This is a genomic window from Corynebacterium choanae, assembly GCF_003813965.1.
Lineage (GTDB): Bacteria > Actinomycetota > Actinomycetes > Mycobacteriales > Mycobacteriaceae > Corynebacterium > Corynebacterium choanae.
This window is the reverse complement of record NZ_CP033896.1, coordinates 947,047-965,008: the sequence shown is the minus strand read 5'-3', so window position 1 is coordinate 965,008 and position 17,962 is coordinate 947,047. Positions and strand designations below refer to the sequence as shown.

Below are 17,962 nucleotides of genomic sequence, written 5' to 3'. Positions count from 1 at the left end.
AGGCAAACACGGTGCTAGCTGCTGGTGTTGCGAGCAGCCCGAACTTCCCGGGGCAGCGCAAAGGACAGCTTTTCTACTGCTGTGGTGACTTCTTCCACCCGGTGGAAGCCATGATTGTCGAGCAGTTCCAATACTTCCCGGACAAGGATCTCTGGGACAGACGCCCCCGAGGTGAGCCCCACCGCCGAAACACCATCGAGCCAGCTGAGATCAATTTGGTGGGCATAATCCACCAGGTAGGCAGCATCAGCCCCATGCTGCAGGGCAACTTCAACGAGTCGTTTCGAGTTCGACGAGTTCTGCGACCCCACCACAATCATCAACTGGCATTTTGGGGCGATCGCTTTGACTGCGACCTGCCGGTTTTGGGTGGCGTAGCAGATGTCGTCGCTGGGGGGATTTTCCAGGTTGGGGAAGCGTTCGTGCAGCAGATTCACCATCGTCATGGTTTCATCGACGGACAGGGTGGTTTGGGAGAGCCAAATGAGTTTCTGATCTGCTGGGAAGCTGAGCTTGTCAATGTCGGCGGGTTTGTCGACAAGGAACACATCCATCGGCGCCTCGCCCATGGTGCCTTCGACTTCCTCATGGCCTTCGTGACCGATAAAGAGAATCTTGTAGCCCTGTTTGACGAAGCGTTTCACTTCGTTGTGCACTTTCGTCACCAGCGGACAGGTCGCGTCAAGGGTGTGAAGCTGCAACTGTCGTGCTTCCGCATGAACTTGCGGGGAGACACCGTGTGCAGAAAACACACAGTGCGCACCGGCGGGAACTTCGGTGGTTTCATCAACAAAGATGGCACCGCGTTTGGCCAGCGTATCGACAACATATTTGTTGTGCACGATTTCTTTGCGGACATATACTGGTGCACCATATTGGGCGAGCGCCCGTTCTACTGTTTCGACGGCGCGGTCAACACCGGCGCAATATCCGCGAGGGGCGGCAAGGTAGACGATGCGGTCACACTGTTGTTCTGCACTGCTGGTCATGGCCACTACCCTAACCCACTTCGTGCGTGACCGTGAACAGCCACCTGCCTGATCAGTGTCGTAGCTCGGGGGTATCTGAGAAAATAGGCTGCGAAAAAGCCTGCTTGGCTGGATGTTTCGTCGCTGCATCAATTAGGTGCCGCTTAGGCAGGCAACCTGTGGTGGAAGATGATGTGGGTGCGATGGAATCAGTGTAAAGGTGGAACCAGCTGCCCGGCGCAACAGGTCAAAAAAGGGACCGTTGTGGATAGATCCGCTAAGTTGTAAGGGGCACCCTGCAGCAGTCACCCGGTGTAACCCGGTGAGATGTGATGCATCTTCCTGCAGTACAGTGGTCTGTCGATGCTGTGCTGCTGGTGGTGAGATGGCTGTTGATGTCGTTGGCGGTATAGCATGTGGTGGCGTTGCCGCGGCGCCGGAAGACCTTGGCACGCTGCAGTTGTTCAGGGAGAAGGGGATGATCATGGTGGCTGCCTCAGCGCCGACTTCACTCGAGCGTCCGTGGGCGGTAGAGACCGTCAACCAGAAAATACGGTTGTGGATCGCCAAACTCGGCAAAGTGTGGGTCGAGGGTGAACTCACCGAGATTCGCTACCAACCCAATTGGGCTTCAGCATTTGCGGTGTTGCGCGATAGTGGTGCGGAAGCATCCATCCGTTTGCGGATCGATACCCGCGCCTATACGCAGTCGCCGGTGCCGCTCACCGACGGTATGCGGGTGGTGGTGTTGGCGAAACCAGAGTTTTTCGTCAAACGGGGCGAACTCTCGCTGTGGGTGGAGCAGGTGCATCATTTGGGCGCCGGTGATCTGCAAGCCCGCATCGATCTGTTGCGGGGTCAGCTTGCCCGCGAGGGGCTGTTTGACCAGTCGCGAAAACAACGACTTCCTATGGTGCCCAAGAGTATTGGGCTAATTACTGGCGATAATTCGCATGCGATGCGTGACGTGATTGAAGTTGCGACCCGCCGCTGGCCAGAAGTGCATTTCACGATAATTAACACCCCAGTGCAGGGGGCGGCGGCGGCACCGGCGATTATTCGGGCATTAGGACAGCTCGATGAAAATCCTGACGTGGACGTGATTGTGATTGCGCGGGGCGGCGGCTCGGTGGAGGATCTGCTGCCTTTTTCTGAAGAGTCCCTGATTCGGGCAGTGTATCTGACAGAAACACCGGTGGTTTCTGCAATCGGCCATGAACCTGACCGGCCAATTTTGGATGAGGTCGCTGATGTGCGGGCTGCCACTCCAACAGATGCGGCGAAAACTGTCGCCCCCGATGCGTTTCAGGAACGGGCGATGCTTGCCGATATGCGACAGCGATCTGCTGCGGCACTGCGCGGCTGGGTGGATCAACAATCATCCTTGATCACCGCTATTCGTTCCCGACCGGTGTTAGCTCGACCATTGACGATTGTGGAACAGCAACGTGAACTCGTCAGTGAACAGCAGCAGCGTGCCCGGCGGGCAATTGCGGCGCGCATTGCTGCCGCGTCGGCGGAAACCTTAGCATTGCGTGCCCGGGTAGAAGCACTAGGTCCGGCTGCGACCCTAGCCCGGGGCTATAGTGTGGTGCAGGTAATTGACCGGGAAACAAAACAAGCCAAGGTGGTGACTTCTATCGAGCAGGCACCACCGGGTGCACAGCTGCGCATCCGGGTCAGTGACGGGTCAATCTCGGCGGCGGGTATTCACCGCGAACCAGCGAAATAGCCAAGCCACCACAACCAGTAAAGGACGTTTTTCAATGAACCGTGATGTCATTGGCAATGGCGAAGTTCGGGACGATGCGATCACCCCGGTGGAAGAGCTCAACTATGAACAGGCCCGTGACGAACTTTTAGAAACAGTATCGATTTTGGAACGCGGCGAGATGAATCTCGATGAAGCCTTACGTTATTGGGAGCGGGGCGAAGCATTAGCTGCCCGCTGCGAAGAGCATCTTGCCGGTGCAAAACAGCGGGTCGAGCAGGCACTTGCGGCTTCTCGGCCGGATCAATCCACCGATACGCAGCCAGCCGAATAGTCCCCCAGGCAACACGCCGCAATCAACACAACACCTGTGCATCCGCAGGTGTGTTCGGCCACCTGCTGTACAGCTTGAGCACTCCTCGTCTTGTCGCCTGCTCTCCACGATGGCAACCGCAACACGTGAGCACGGCAGTGTTTCGCCCTTCGGCAAGGAGAACTGGTACAACACGGCAGGGTTGGGGGCGGTTTCAGCGGTTTACGGATGCGCACTTCACCCCACAACGCCCCTTTGGCTACGCCCCGGCGCGCCACCACAGCAGATCGCCCAGCCAGCAAGGATCTGGTTGCAGGCCCCAATTACGGTGTTGTTGCCAAGCCGTAACGCTGCTGTCTTGCAGTTAGGTGCCCCAGTCGGCCGCGACTTGCACCTATCTATCACCCTGTTTTTTCCGCAGCTGGCATGAACACTTGGTTGTTTACAAGCGTTATCCCGCAGACCTGCTGTTTTCCTGCATCGCGCTGTTGTTTCGGGCAGTTTAACCGGCTGCTTGTTGTTCCACCGCAGGTGCCTGCTGATCGGGATTTTCCGGGAGGGGATCTGCTGGGGCACGCAACGGTGTAGCCGCAGCAATATTGGTGGCAAGCTCACGGAATTCTGCATCGCCTGCCGTGCCGGTTACTAACCAGCGAACCTGCCCGGCATCGGTGATCCACAACGTGTCTTTACCCCGATCATGGGTGGGTTCTAGTTTTTTCCAGGTGTGCCCAGCAATGTCCACGGTGTCGGTATGTTCCCGCGGAATCTCGTCAAAGTCGTCGACGGTGACATCGGCAGGCTGATCTGTTTGCAGCAGCTGCAAATATGCCATGTCTTTAGTCACCCAGCCGACAATCGGTGCCGGATGCCGATGCACATTCGTGCGCCTGGCAGCGTTTGCCACCCACCCTTTAGGGGTTTCCGGCAAAATCACTGGAAATGGCATTGCTCGTGCTTCCAGATCGAAAATGGTTTCCGCATCAACTTCCCGCACCGGCCCAGACTCCGGGGTTCCCGGATTGAAGCTGCACAACCCGGTAAACGAGATCGCCAGCAGGATCACTACAAAGCACACCCCGAGGGAGAGCAGCATATCTCGACTGTCTTGAAAGATTCTTGGTTTCGCTTCCGACACGCTGCCTAGTATGACATATCGCCCCCTTGTCAGCGGTGCGGCGGGTGAAGCTGACGCATTCAGGCTTGCAGACAAGAAGCGAACCTTTCCACCGGGTGCGACCTGACTTCCTGCACCGATGCAACCGATATGAGCAGGATGCGCAGCTCCTTGTAGGTGGACAAGCCGCCGCGATGCCGGTTGCAACGAATGGAAGCACAGCGTAGTTGTACGGCTTGATCAACTCGTCCTTGCACAAGTGTTTACCGGCATCGACCCGCTGCTGCACGAGCACAGCTTGCGTGTTGCGCACGGCTATCCCGGCGCGTAGCAGCAGGCAGACACTACCCCCAAAGGGCATACCAATTACGGCAGGCTTCTCATCGACGGGGTGAATGTTGCCACGCCGCCCCCGCCCAAATGAGGGTAAATACTGGGCAGGTGCACCTAAAACCTTCCCCGGTAGTCCGCACAGGGTGTAACAATGAATAGCGGCGATTCCGTCCGATGTATCGACAAACACACACGTGCAATGCTTTGCCAGCACTCTCCCCTGTGGCGCCGTGGATTACCCCACCGCCGCCGAAGGGTGGGCGGCTGCCGAATGTCACTCGCACCGGAATCGAATCATCGCCCTTGCCGCCAGGCGGACAATAAAAACTTACGAAGGATATTCGATGACCGAATTTAAAACCTTGCAACTGCCCGACCGAAACCTTGCACTGGAATTAGTCCGGGTTACCGAAGCTGGCGCACTTGCCGCCGGCCGGTGGGTTGGGCGCGGCAAGAAAAACGAAGGCGACGGGGCTGCTGTTGATGCAATGCGTCGGCTGATCAACTCGGTGAACATGCGCGGCGTGGTTGTGATCGGCGAAGGTGAAAAAGACGAAGCACCGATGCTGTTCAACGGCGAAACTGTCGGCTCCGGATATGGCAACGATGTGGATATTGCAGTCGACCCGGTCGATGGCACCACCCTGATGGCCGAAGGCCGCCCGAATGCGATCTCTGTACTGGCAGCTTCCGCACGCGGCGCCATGTATGACCCGTCGGCGGTGTTCTACATGAAAAAAATCGCGGTCGGCCCGGAAGCAGCCGGCAAAATCGATATTGAAGCTCCTGTTGCCCACAACATTCAAGTGGTCGCGAAAGCAAAAGGTATCCCGGTTCATGACGTGACTGTGGTGGTGCTTGACCGCCCCCGCCACGAAGAACTCATTACCGAGATTCGGGAAGCTGGCGCGAAGATCCGGATGATTCGTGACGGTGACGTCGCCGGTGCTGTTGCAGCTGCCCAGTCGACAAACTCCGTCGACATCATGATGGGTATCGGCGGCACCCCGGAGGGAATTATCACTGCCTGCGCAATGAAGTGTATGGGCGGCGAGATCCAAGGCATTTTACATCCCACCAGCGAAGCTGAACGCCAAAAAGCCATCGATGCGGGACTGGATCTCGACACGGTGCTCGGCACCAACGACCTGGTGTCGTCCGACGACTGCTACTTCGTCGCCACCGGTGTCACCAACGGCGACATGTTGCGGGGCGTGTCCTATCGTGACTCCTCAGCGACCACCCGGTCACTGGTCATGCGTTCCCGTTCAGGCACTATTCGGTTTATCGAGTCGATCCATCAGCTTTCCAAGCTGCAAGATTATGAAGTCGACAATTTTGAGCAGATGAAAAACGCCAACGTCTAACCTGCGGCGCCAGCGTCCATGCTCTTACCCCTCGAGCAAGGCCGCAGTGCAGGGATACTGCGACGGAAGCGCTACAGCATTGCCCCTTCTTTACTGACACCGCCCGGTATGCCACTACCAGGCGGTGTCGGCGTCCCACGGGTTGTTCGAAGGCAAAAGCTACAGAGGAATCCACCACGAGTCCTGCTCCCTGATCTGAATACCCCTGTTTTTTGCCTTCATGACCCAGCAGACACCCGAAATTGGCGGAAGCCGGGGGCACTCACTTGCTGCGAGCTAGCTCACTGTGCGGAAAATTCTGCGACAAGCTCACCCCAAAACGGCCGATTTTCCGCAATAATGGCTACTAGGTATGTCCCCGCGCCCAATGCGGAAACAACCGCTTCGGCCGCCCCATGTACCACGGAAGCCGTTGACACAGGGTTGATTCCGCAACAGGCCAACAGTGGGATAGCACCCAACTAAACACTTGTGCTTGTCATATGTCTGTGCAGCAACACACCACTGTTGCGACACAGGCAACAGCACTACACCATGATCATCAACCATCGGAGAAAACCATATGAGTGAGCAGGAATACCGCATCGAACACGACACGATGGGTGAAGTGAAGGTACCCAAGGATGCCCTGTGGCGTGCCCAAACCCAGCGTGCTGTGGAAAACTTCCCAATCTCTGGGCGCGGTCTTGAATCTGCACAGATCCGCGCAATGGGTCTGTTAAAAGCAGCTTGCGCCCAGGTGAACAAGGATCGTGGCCTGCTTGACGCCGAGCAAGCCGATGCAATTATTAGCGCCGCCAAGGAAGTGGCTGAAGGGCTGCACGATAAGGAATTCCCGATCGACGTGTTCCAGACCGGTTCTGGTACCTCGTCGAACATGAACACCAACGAAGTGATCGCCTCGATCGCAAAGAACAATGGTGTCGATGTGCACCCCAATGACCACGTCAATATGGGGCAGTCCTCCAACGACACCTTCCCCACCGCAACCCATGTGGCTGCGACGGAAGCAGCTGTGAAAGACCTGATTCCAGGGCTGAAGGTACTGCAGGCTTCCCTGGAGAAGAAAGCCAAAGAGTGGGAGCAGGTCGTCAAATCCGGCCGTACCCACTTGATGGATGCTGTTCCGGTGACCTTGGGTCAGGAATTCTCCGGCTATGCTCGCCAGATCGAAGCTGGTATCGAACGTGTGGAAGCAACGCTGCCACGGCTGGGTGAACTGCCTATCGGCGGTACCGCAGTCGGCACCGGTCTCAACACCCCAGCAGACTTCGGTGAGAAAGTAACCGCAGAACTCGTCAAACTCACCGGGGTTGAAGAACTGCGCGAATGCGTCAACCACTTCGAGGCTCAGGCCAACCGTGACGGGCTCGTAGAGTTCTCCGGTGCGATGCGTGGTATCGCAGTATCCCTGACCAAGATCGCCAACGATATCCGCTGGATGGGTTCAGGCCCGCTCACCGGTCTCGGCGAAATCCACCTCCCTGATCTGCAGCCAGGTTCGTCGATCATGCCCGGCAAGGTCAACCCGGTACTGTGCGAAACCGCAACCCAGGTTGCCTGCCAGGTCATCGGTAACGATGCTGCCGTGGCATTCGGCGGCGCGCAAGGAGCTTTTGAGCTCAACGTGTTCATCCCGATGATGGCACGCAATGTACTCGAATCGGCACGCCTGCTCGCCAACACGGCACGGGTGTTCGCGGAACGTCTCGTCGACGGCATTGAGCCGAACACCGAACGGATGAAGACCCTGGCCGAATCCTCCCCATCGATCGTCACCCCGCTGAACTCTGCTATCGGCTATGAGAATGCGGCTAAGGTTGCCAAGACTGCCCTGAAAGAAGGCAAGACCATCCGCCAGACGGTGATTGATCTCGGCTTCGTCGATGGCGACAAACTCACTGAAGAAGAGCTTGATCGTCGACTCAACGTGCTGGATATGTGCAACACGGATCGCGACAAGTAGCCCTGGTTACCTGCGCAACCACCGCGTTGCAGTAGGCAATGCTTGGATACCCCCCTTTTTTCGTTGTCAGCCGCCTTTGACGTGTGCAGCGGCTAGACACGAAAAAGGGGGGTTTGCCTTGCTGTGCCAAAGTCACTGCGCGGACAAGTGCACAGCACTTCCGGTAGCCAAACAATCCTGTGTTCATCCCTGCGTGACACGACGTCTATGCGCTGCCGGGCTGGTTGCCGAAGGCATAAAGAATCTGGTCACTGCCTGGGGAATGAAACACGCTGTTGCTCATCGATGACATACACTTACACATGGCGCGTTGATCGGTAGCTCATCATCATTTGTTGATCCACTGGACATGTCGCCAACGTTCGAACCAACGCAAGAGGAGTTTTCGTGGCTGTTTTTCGTCGTCGCCGCCAGGCAATCTATGTCGCCGGGTTGGTGACCACATTAGTGTTCACCGGTACTACTCCCGCCCATGCTGAAACTGTGGCCACTGAGGATCCAGTGGTTGCCACCCAAACCACTGAGACCACCGGCAACCTCACCCCGAATGTGCCCGACTATGCACAGCCTGGTCTGTCATCGGCGCCGTCGAGTAATGATCCTGGTCTCGGCTGGCATATTCGCGGTTTATCCTCTCGCATTGTCAACCCGATCGGCGGATACAAAGGCATCCTCATCACGGTCATGGTGCTTGCCACCATTGCCCAAGCCTACGAGTCTGCTGCCCGGTCGCGTGGCCTGGTCTATCCCGACGGTCGCGTCATGTACCCACCGCAAATCCAAGGGGTTATCGACCAGCTCACTGGCTTTTCTTCGAATGTGCAAACTGGGTCCAGCCAACTTACTGGCACTGTTGCCAATGCGCTCGGCCGTCCTGGTCCACAATAAATCCGCATCTGCTCTCGCCACACTCCCGGCACCCTACCTGGGCGTGTGGCGTTGCTGTGTTCAGGTTGGTTCACTCCGCAGAGCACGGATGCGCGCACAGCCTCGTGACCCCACATGCAATGTGCATGTTCGCTGCACTATGGCGTTATCCAGGGCAGACCAACGACGGCGAATGACAAATATGCTGATCTGCGGCATACCCGTTGCCAAGACTTCAGCAGCGGAACCCACAACCGGGATGGTGAGGCTGCCACTGTGATCCTGCTGGCACCCTCGACCCAACAACAGAACAAGCGGTCTATTTTCACTAAGTACCGCACCGTCAATGTGGGAATTGCCACCGCTTCCCACCCCCGCCCAGCCGGAAAAGACCCATCCCCGAAGGTTGCAATAACTTAGCATCCGAACTGGGACTACTCTAGACCTTCGGGACTTAAGCAGGCTTCAACCAAGCCTGCATTTCACCCCCGAACACACCTGACTCACTGGTGAATATCCTTGCCGTACCGCTTGGTCTGCATTACAGTCGTGTAGCGACTACAGGAAGCTGGATTCCATCCCCCTAAGACGGCACACTGCAGGAACCAGTGCAGCAACCGGAGCAAGCCCCCTAGTCCCCCAATTCGTTTTGATTCCCCCGGCGAAAGGTTCACCATATGTTGCGCGCACATCAATACTGCCCGGCACGCACCTTTGCTGACACTGCTCCCGGAGGATCAGCTGCTGCCGAAACGGATGACACTTGTGTGCATCCCCCGCAATCATTACTGCAAGGAAAAGTTGCGTTCTCCTTTGAGGTTATGCCGCCACGCGACCTGACTGCAGCGCCAAAGTTTTGGGCAACACTCGAGCAGTTAGTGGCCAGCCGACCAGACTTTATCTCGGTGACATATGGGGCTGCTGGCCAAGACCGGCGTGGCGCGCGGGAGGTCACGCATTCGATTGCTTTTGATTCACCAACCGTACCGATTGCGCACTTTACTTGTGTGGGAACCAGCGTTGATGAAGTCCGCCAAATCACCAATGACTATCTGGACAGCGGGGTGCGAACATTTTTGGCGCTCCGGGGCGATCCGCCGGCAAATCGCCCCGACTGGCAGCCTGCCGATGATGCGCTCACCTGTGCTGCTGATCTCGTACGACTTATCCGCCAGGAAGAATTTTCCCGCTGCGCGGAACACCCCTCCCAGGCGCTGCGCGCATCGCTGCGTCCACTGCGGATCGGGGTGGCAGCCTTCCCCGATGGCAATCCGGCGGCAGGCACCACTGTCGCTCAAGAAGTGGAACGGCTGGTTCATAAACAAGTCGCTGGAGCTGATTTCGCCATCACCCAAACAGTGTGGTCAGCTGACACCTATGCGACCTTTGTGCGCGAGGCACGTGCCAAAGGGGTGACAATTCCGATCATTCCAGGGATTTTGCCGCCTGTTGAGGCACGGCGTCTGCACCGGGTACATGAGTTGACCGGGGTACCAATCCCCGAAAGGTTGCTCGCCGATTTATCCGCGGCACCTGATAGCGCCGCCGCAGCTACAGTAGGCTACAACTTCGCCGGCAAGCTGATCGTCGATCTTATCGCGGAGGGCGCCCCAGGTATTCACCTGTACACCTTTAATCAGGCTGAACCTGCGCTGCGCACCCTTGATCGGGCAACCGAATTGCTCACCGAAAACTAGCGCATCTCTCTCCTTGAGTGTTTCGCTGCTCTGCAATCACGCAGTCATCGACAATCCGCGACGAAAGCATCTTGTTGCGCTGTCGGCACAACCCTGGCGGCTGGCCAAGCATGTGCACAGATGATGCAGAAAACTTGGCCGCAGGTTACGTCATGTAGCCGAGCTAGGTTCTTCCGGCTTTGCGAATCATTCGGAAACAAGTCACTGCGAGTAGCCCCAGGACGGCGGTGACCACAATTGCCCCGCCGGGACGAAGATCAAACTCGTAGGAAGCAGAGATCCCAATAAAGGTGTATGCCACCCCCATAGCCACCGACCACCACACGGTTGCCCGATAGGAGCGGGCAACTGTCAACGCGGTAGCAACAGGCAGCACCATAAGCGATACCACCAGCAGCGCGCCGATCACTTTCGCCGACAATGCCACAGTGACTGCAGCAAGAGCAGTAAACAGTGCGTTGATCACTGTGACTCGGGTGCCGGCGATTTTCGCCAATATTGGATCGACCGCAATATCTTTCACGTCGCCGTAAAACACCAAACTTGCTACCACCACCAGGCCGGTGGCAATAGCGGTAAACCACACATCACTACGGGTCACCGCGGTAATACTGCCAAACAGATACGACTCGAAGCTTCGCCCGCTGGGGGCAAGATCAGCCAAAATCACCGCCACCCCGAGCCCCGCGGACAACGTCACAGCAGTGGCAAGATCACCATATTGTGGGAATCGCTTCCGCAACAGTTCGATAATAAACGCACCGATCACTGCCACTATGACAGCTCCTGCTACCGGGGTAAATCCGGCAATTAATCCTACAGCCACCCCTGCCAAAGAGGTGTGCGACAACGCATCGGCCATCATAGATGTCCGCCGCCCCACCATGACAATGCCGAGTAGTGGGATGGCGACCGCCAACATCAACCCAACCGCGATGGTGCGGCGCACAAACTCAAACTCAACGAAGAGTTGCCACATGGTGAAGCCTCCCCTGCTCAATGCGGTAATGGTGTGAAACAGCCACCGAAGCCACCACCTCATCAATGGTGTGGGTGACGATCATGATGGTGAGATCCCGGGTAGTGTGCAGTTCATCGATCAGCCCCAGGAATTGGCGGCGGCTTTCCCGATCCACCCCGGAGGTTGGTTCGTCTAGCACTAACAATTTCGGGTTATCGATCAACGCCCGAGTAATGAGCACCCGCTGCTGTTGACCACCGGAAAGTTCTGGAAAAGGCACCGTGGCAACAGGAGCAAGCCCCATGGTCTCTAGCAGCGCATCTGCCTGCTCATAGTGGGTGTTTTTCGGGATGTGGAGCAACCCAAAGTGGCGTGCTAAACCTTGCACCACCAATTCCCGGGAGGTGATCGGGAACGCAAGTTTTTCCACCGAGGTTGCCTGCGGCACATAGCCCACATGGCGCAGCGCGGAACGTTTTGTCGCCGGTTCACCAAAAAGTGTCAGCTCACCGGTGGTGGGGGTCAGTGCACCGGTACACAGCTTCAACAAAGTTGACTTGCCGCTGCCGTTTTCACCAGTAATACACACCACCGCACCGGGATCAACCGTAAGGGTGATCCCCTGCAATACTTCGTGGCGACCATAGGCAAACCCGAGGTCGCGGGCAAGAATGGGGGTTGTTGTCATCGATTTTTTGCCTTGAGGTTCTGTCGTTGATTGCTCATCTTTAGGGGTGTGTAACGGCGCCTCCCATGGGGCTCCTCGCCTAGCCAGGATACTTTGCAACCCTTGCCAGCAAACCCGAGATTCACCGTCGCATTGGGGCACCAGACCATCGCTGCTGTCTGATTAGCGCAACGCCTCATAGAGTATTTCCAAGTTCCGACGAGTAATTCCCACATAGTCTTGGCCAGTATGCGCGTCGCCATGTTCCATAGAGATCAAAGGCCGGGCAGTGCCACCAATCTCGTCGGCAATCACCTCTGCCATTTTGGGATCTTCGCCGTCTTCATAAAACACCACCGGTATACCGCTGCGGTGCGCGAGCCGAATCGATTCAATTAACACACCAAGTTTCGGCGCCGCATTCGTGGTGAGCCCTTGCAGTGGATACTGTTTGAGCCCAAAGTCCCGGGCAAGATAGGCAAACGCATTGTGTGCGGTTAAGAACTCTTTTCGGGGTGCGTCTTGGAGACGTTCCACGAATTGCGCCTGCAGCGTGGTCAGTTCACTCACCAACTCCACTTTGTTGCGTTGAAACGTATCGGCGTATTCCGGGAAGCGGTCTTTCAGCTCGACGTTGATGGCATTGGCGTAGCGTTTGCCGTTGACGATACTCAGCCAGGAGTGCGGGTCGAAGGTGGAATGATCCGTTTTCGCTGAACCGCCCTCGATTACCGGCGGGGTTGCAACGGTGTTGCCTTGGTCATCGGTGAAAATATAGGGCAGGATTTCTTCGCTTGCCCGATCACTGACGATGAGCCATTGGCCTGCTGTAGGGAAACGGAATGCTACTTCCCCTGACTCGTGCCCCATCGTCAGGTTATACACCTGACCTGGGCTGACCTCGATGGTGGTGTGTTGCCGGGTGTCCTGTCCGTCGCTGAGCATAATCTCCCGGCCACGCTGCACCAGCTGTGCAGTCGTTGCAGCTTCTGGTTTCGGGAAAAATGCTACCCGCATTGATGATTCATGGGTATGTCCGAAAACAATGGAGTAGCTCTTATTGCTGGAAATGGTTGTTTCGCCCAGGAATTGGAATTCCCCGCGGGCGGCAGCACCTTTGTAGGTGATGAGCTCTACATAGTCGGAAAGGTTGAGGATTGGCAGATCCGGCAACGCGGCCTGCACTAGTGGAAGCCAAGGTTCCATATTCGCACCATTGACCACGAGGAGATCTGCCCGGGCAAGGTCAGCCATATGTTTCGGTGTTGGCTCCCACAGATGCGGGTCTTGGCCTTCTGGCATAAACGACCGCACTTCGACCTCATCACCTGCGATTCGCTGGGTGAGGGAATAGATCGGAAAAAATGAGGCGTACACCACCGGCTTGTGTGGTTGTTGCGATTGGGTGGGTGCGCTGCATCCTGCCATCACGAAGGTGAGCACACACAACAATGCGAGCAGCGCGCAGAGCGTGTGCAACCTGCTGATGGGTGAAGGGTTGCTTCCTCGATCTGGCTGCTGCGACCAGAGATGTAGTCGCGGGTTTATTCTTGCGATCATGGTTGTTCGTTTGTGTCTTGTCCCCGGTGCGGATGCTTCTGCTAACACCAATGGTGGCATGGTGTGGTCATCGCGATTGGCGTGGTGCGGTCATCGTCGTTGGCGCAGTTGCACACCTGTTTCGCGCCTCGTCGATCGCGACGACACCCCGTAGTACCTGACATAGGTGGTGTTATCACAGCAGGGTGCACGGTTGTAGCCCCTGGGAAAACCAGGGAAAGCCGCTGCGGAACTATCTGGTGAAGAACCAGTCCATTCTGGCTCTCCCACCGCAGATTTTGCATGGCGCTTCGGCGGTGCATAGCCTGCTGCGCCACAGCCTTGCGCCAACAGTTAACATTGCACAGCTGACAAGCCCCAGCAGGATTAGGGATTGCTTGCTCATCGTGCAAAAGCAGCACCACATGATCTGCTGACGTCCACCCGGCTTCCGTGCCAACTTTTCGCTGAACCCGGAAGGTGAAAACTGCCGATACACCCACTGGGGTGAAAAGCCGATAGAGACACCATTCGGCCTTGCTCCAGGCTTCGGGACGATGCCTCTACCACGGCCACAGCTGCAGCGCAGCAAGCTTGCGCAAATCACCACTTTGTAGTGGCTCCAGCGCCAAATACTTGTGCACTGCTGTGCTGCGCATCCACACTGGCTACCGGCTAATTTATGTCACCTGGGATGCAGTAATGCTTGGAGCCGGGGTGGGGCTTGTCTGCTCCAAGCCCGCATGCAACCCCAGCTTCTGCCCGCCCCCGCTGCGCCGCGAGCTGATTGTTGAAGGAATCAGGTCATGTGCGAGACCACTTGACTAGTGCCCGTGGTGTACCAGTTCCTCTTCCAACTGGGCTGCGGTTGCGCGCTGCGGATCCACGAATGTTGGGAAGTTGTCCGCATTTTTCAGCGCATCTTTGTCGCTGCCGAAGCGTGCATGGAAGTGCTCGAGGGTCTCTTCCCCATGGCGAGGCAGGAGGAACACATACGGATACGGTGCGTCGCCTTCAGCTTTGAACACAAACCAGGTGAAGGTTTTCGCGCCGTGCGAGTCTTCGATCGCATCGTCGAAGACATATTTCACCGGCTGCTCCGTCGGGTTATCGACATCAGCCCGCTTGGTGACGAAGGTGATCTCATCTTCGTTGATGACCAGCCCCTCCACCGGAGCGGCGTATTTGTCGCGCAGCTCTGCTTGCAGCGCATCGACGGATTCGCCGTGTTCTTGGGCTTCATGCTCAAACGCTGGGGCTAGGTCTGGATCATCAACATAGGTGGCGAGGGAAACCCAGGTGCCATCCCAGTCGGCCAGGGTTGCTTTCGTGGCGGCTTGCTTTGCAGCGTCACTTGCTTTCGAGGCTTGGGAGGAAACTGCTTCAGCTGCTTTCGAAGCTTCAGTTGAGGCGTTCGAGCTAGCGGTTTTCGCAGCGCTTTCCACATTGTCGGCGGCCTTGCTGAGATCATCTTGTGCTGCGTTTGAGCAGCCTGCAAGGGTCAAGGCTGCAGTGATCGAAACTGCAGCGATCTTCATAGTTGGGTGCATGGTGATACGCATATTTGGTCTCCGTTTTCCGTTGAGATAACGATTACTCACACGATGTGATTGAACACTCTCCCCATCCCCGGCGGCACCCAGATCAGCGGAAGTTACGGTTACCTTACCTACACTACTATTGAAAGTAAATACCAATAAAGGGGTGGAGTGCAAAAATCCCCAGACCAGGGGCCATTTGTGATCTTCAACACCAGCAAAGATCCTGCCGCAGGGGAGCCTGCAAACCGGCCTCATAAGGCCGCAATTCGCCCGCGCACCACCACTACACAGTCTTCAACCCCTGCAACATGCATCTCCCCCACAACGCAATGAACAACAACTTGCAACGCCCAATCTCTCACCGCCATTGGCATAGCTTCCATCCGGACACCACAATGCTGAGCGCAGCAAGTCTCCCACCAGGACACCAATGAAGCAGTATTAACGGTTTCATTAGCTGTTATTGATCTTGCAGCGTAACGCATAAAAACTGGAAGGCGTTCCAAGCTAATTCCTAAAAGCTGCACATATTGCATCCGATAAATTACCGCAGCGCAGAAAATCTCGACACCAGCTCGAGCGATCGCCCCGGATGATGCGATAGACCACCGGCCGGATACACCGCTATTCCTCCTGCGTATCGCTAGTTGCGGCCAGGGAAGGGTTTGCACCAGCAGCATGGAATACAGGGTGCCTGTTTCGCGTTAACAAATCAGTTGCCGCAAATACCCAACAACAGCCACTTCCACAGTTACGTTCAGCTATGGATATTGGTTGCCTAGGTTTCACTGGGAGTGCTGCGAAAATGTATTGTGGCGATCATTGCTCTACAATTGTTTGGTTCCCACCACTTGGTCGCGTGACGGCATGCAGTCGCCCAAGACCGTGGGGAGCAGGCAAACCTCAACATGGTCACACAATCGGTGACCGCAGTGATCCCGCATTGTTGCGGTTTGCGCAATCCAGCCACGACATGTGCGCCGGGGATGGATTGTTTTTCCCTGTTGTTGTGCGCAGCAGATATCCCACCCTGCAGGGTGGCTGCCTTTCGCACTATTTCGTTGCCTCAGCTGCCACCATGGTTTATACAACCGTCGGTTTTGGTGACAGCTCCAAGGCTTGCTGCCCGATAGCCTGCCTATACAGGTCTAACCGGGCATACTTCTAGGTTTTGGTCACTCCACTTTCCTGCCGAGCCAGGTAGTGGTGCGGCTTCTATTATTCGTTCTTAGGTGTTTTTTTCGCTATGACCACTGACGTTTCTCCGCCTGCCCGGCAGGCCAAACCCGCCCCGCAGCCAACTAACGGCAATCATCTTGGACTGATTTTCACCGCACTGATCTGTGCGATGCTCATGTCCTCGCTGGGGCAAATGATTTTCGCCACAGCACTTCCCACTATTGTCGGTGAGCTGCACGGTGTTGAACATATGGCTTGGGTGATTACTGCCTATCTGTTGGCACAAACCATTGCCCTGCCAGTGTTCGGCAAACTTGGCGACCAGATAGGACGCAAAGGACTCTTCCTCTTTGCGATTGCCGCATTCGTCGGCGGATCTATCATCGGCGGCTTCGCCCATTCCATGACAGCACTCATCATTGCGCGCGTTATTCAAGGTATGGCCGGCGGCGGCATGATGGTTCTCTCCCAGGCGATCACTGCCGATGTGGTGCCCGCCCGGCAACGTGGCAAATATATGGGCATCATGGGTGGCGCGTTCGCCTTCGCCTCAGTGGTAGGCCCTATTGCTGGTGGCTGGTTTACCGACGGCCCTGGCTGGCGCTGGGGTTTGTGGTTCAACATTCCGCTCGGCGTGGTTGCACTTGCCGCTACGTGGCGATTTTTGCAGTTGCCGGCCCGCCGCAGCCCCGGCAAACTCGACTGGTTGGGCATGCTCACCATGGCCGTAGCGACCACTTCACTTATTTTGTTTGTCACCTGGGGTGGCCGGGATTATGCGTGGACCTCTCCGATGATCCTCTCCCTCATCGCTATCTGTGTGGTGGCAACCATTGCGCTGATCATTGTCGAATCGAAAGTAGCCGACCCGCTGATTCCGCTGTGGCTCTTTGCCAAACGAAACTTTGTGCTGACCACCCTTGCCGGCCTGACCATGGGCATTTTCATGTTTGGTGCCCTGGGATATATGCCAACCTATCTGCAGATGGTGCATCATCTCTCGCCTACCAATGCCGGGTTGATGCTGTTGCCTATGATGTTTACTCTCACGGTAACCTCCATCGTCGTCGGCATGATTGTGACCCGTACCGGCCGCTACCGCTGGTTCCCCATCGCCGGGTTAGCTGTGGTGTTTATCGCCCTTATCCTGCTTTCGCGGCTGCATGCTGATTCTTCCCTTGTTGAAGTCTCCAGCTACTTGGCAACGCTTGGTTTTGGTTTGGGGATGGCGATGCAGATTCTGGTGCTTATCGTGCAAAATACCTTCCCGATCGCTGTGGTTGGTACCGCAACAGCAACCAATAACTTTGTGCGCCAAATCGGCGCCTCGCTTGGTTCCGCACTGGTGGGTGGCTTATTTGTCGCTAACTTAAAAGAGCATCTTGCGGTGACCGTGCCGCAGGCAATCACCACCTTGCCCCCAGAACAGGCCGCAAAAATCGGTGCTGTCATGTCGCAGGGCAACGCCACTTCTTCAATCACCCCTGACTCGGTGAATCTGTTGCCGGCAGTCATCCAAGATGCAATTGCGTTGAGCTATAACGACGCACTCACCCCAGTATTTTTGTGGCTCAGCCCGCTGGCAGTGTTAGCGCTCATCTTGTTGTTCTTTGTGCGGGAAGACAAACTCAAAGACACCATCGAATAATCCGCTTGCACAGCAAGCATTGTGTTTTTAAAAAAGCACCGGCCTTCTTCGGCAGTGGCTCCGCTGCACACTACCGAAGAAGGCCGGT

13 protein-coding genes are annotated in these 17,962 nt (G+C 56.4%); 7 read left to right on the top strand and 6 right to left on the bottom strand.

The window, feature by feature from the left end; genetic code table 11:
* Positions 1 to 14 precede the first annotated feature (14 nt).
* A complete protein-coding gene (locus tag CCHOA_RS03555) occupies positions 15 to 989 on the bottom strand; it encodes a 4-hydroxy-3-methylbut-2-enyl diphosphate reductase (RefSeq protein WP_123926959.1) in 975 nt (324 codons plus the stop codon).
* 457 nt (positions 990 to 1,446) lie between these two features.
* On the opposite strand from CCHOA_RS03555, the gene xseA reads away from it, so the two are divergent.
* Positions 1,447 to 2,700: an exodeoxyribonuclease VII large subunit gene (gene xseA / locus CCHOA_RS03550; RefSeq protein WP_123930751.1), complete on the top strand. Its 1,254-nt coding sequence runs from the start codon at positions 1,447 to 1,449 to the stop codon at positions 2,698 to 2,700.
* 34 nt (positions 2,701 to 2,734) lie between these two features.
* The gene (locus tag CCHOA_RS03545) at positions 2,735 to 3,013 is read left to right on the top strand and encodes an exodeoxyribonuclease VII small subunit (protein WP_123926956.1); all 279 of its coding nucleotides are present in this window, start codon (positions 2,735 to 2,737) and stop codon (positions 3,011 to 3,013) included.
* Between the two features lie 481 nt (positions 3,014 to 3,494).
* Here CCHOA_RS03545 and CCHOA_RS03540 read toward each other — a convergent pair whose 3' ends face one another.
* The gene (locus CCHOA_RS03540; protein WP_123926953.1) at positions 3,495 to 4,130 is read right to left on the bottom strand and encodes a DUF4245 domain-containing protein; all 636 of its coding nucleotides are present in this window, start codon (positions 4,128 to 4,130) and stop codon (positions 3,495 to 3,497) included.
* Between the two features lie 656 nt (positions 4,131 to 4,786).
* On the opposite strand from CCHOA_RS03540, the gene glpX reads away from it, so the two are divergent.
* The 4 genes from glpX to CCHOA_RS03520 all read left to right on the top strand — a co-directional run bounded on the left by glpX (position 4,787) and on the right by CCHOA_RS03520 (position 10,339).
* A complete protein-coding gene (glpX, locus tag CCHOA_RS03535; RefSeq protein WP_123926950.1) occupies positions 4,787 to 5,809 on the top strand; it encodes a class II fructose-bisphosphatase in 1,023 nt (340 codons plus the stop codon).
* Positions 5,810 to 6,371: 562 nt separating this feature from the next.
* Positions 6,372 to 7,775, top strand: a complete 1,404-nt coding sequence (locus CCHOA_RS03530; RefSeq protein WP_123926947.1) for a class II fumarate hydratase — start codon at positions 6,372 to 6,374, stop codon at positions 7,773 to 7,775.
* A 387-nt stretch (positions 7,776 to 8,162) separates the two neighbouring features.
* Positions 8,163 to 8,663: a hypothetical protein gene (locus CCHOA_RS03525; RefSeq protein WP_123926944.1), complete on the top strand. Its 501-nt coding sequence runs from the start codon at positions 8,163 to 8,165 to the stop codon at positions 8,661 to 8,663.
* Between the two features lie 656 nt (positions 8,664 to 9,319).
* Entirely contained in the window at positions 9,320 to 10,339 is a 1,020-nt protein-coding gene (locus tag CCHOA_RS03520) for a methylenetetrahydrofolate reductase (protein ID WP_123926941.1), read from the top strand.
* Between the two features lie 163 nt (positions 10,340 to 10,502).
* Here CCHOA_RS03520 and CCHOA_RS03515 read toward each other — a convergent pair whose 3' ends face one another.
* The 4 genes from CCHOA_RS03515 to CCHOA_RS03500 form a co-directional block, all read right to left on the bottom strand.
* On the bottom strand, positions 10,503 to 11,318 hold the full coding sequence (locus tag CCHOA_RS03515) for a metal ABC transporter permease (RefSeq protein WP_123926938.1): 816 nt from the start codon (positions 11,316 to 11,318) through the stop codon (positions 10,503 to 10,505).
* On the bottom strand, positions 11,299 to 11,988 hold the full coding sequence (locus CCHOA_RS03510; protein WP_123926935.1) for a metal ABC transporter ATP-binding protein: 690 nt from the start codon (positions 11,986 to 11,988) through the stop codon (positions 11,299 to 11,301). Before CCHOA_RS03510 ends, CCHOA_RS03515 begins: the two co-directional genes overlap by 20 nt.
* Positions 11,989 to 12,150: 162 nt before the next feature.
* Positions 12,151 to 13,344 (bottom strand): metal ABC transporter solute-binding protein, Zn/Mn family, encoded by a 1,194-nt coding sequence (locus CCHOA_RS03505; RefSeq protein ID WP_245992189.1) that lies wholly within the window; start codon positions 13,342 to 13,344, stop codon positions 12,151 to 12,153.
* A 986-nt stretch (positions 13,345 to 14,330) separates the two neighbouring features.
* The gene (locus CCHOA_RS03500; protein ID WP_164472372.1) at positions 14,331 to 15,107 is read right to left on the bottom strand and encodes a ZinT/AdcA family metal-binding protein; all 777 of its coding nucleotides are present in this window, start codon (positions 15,105 to 15,107) and stop codon (positions 14,331 to 14,333) included.
* A 1,186-nt stretch (positions 15,108 to 16,293) separates the two neighbouring features.
* Here CCHOA_RS03500 and CCHOA_RS03495 point away from each other — a divergent pair.
* Positions 16,294 to 17,874 (top strand): MDR family MFS transporter, encoded by a 1,581-nt coding sequence (locus CCHOA_RS03495; RefSeq protein WP_123926929.1) that lies wholly within the window; start codon positions 16,294 to 16,296, stop codon positions 17,872 to 17,874.
* Positions 17,875 to 17,962 lie beyond the last annotated feature (88 nt).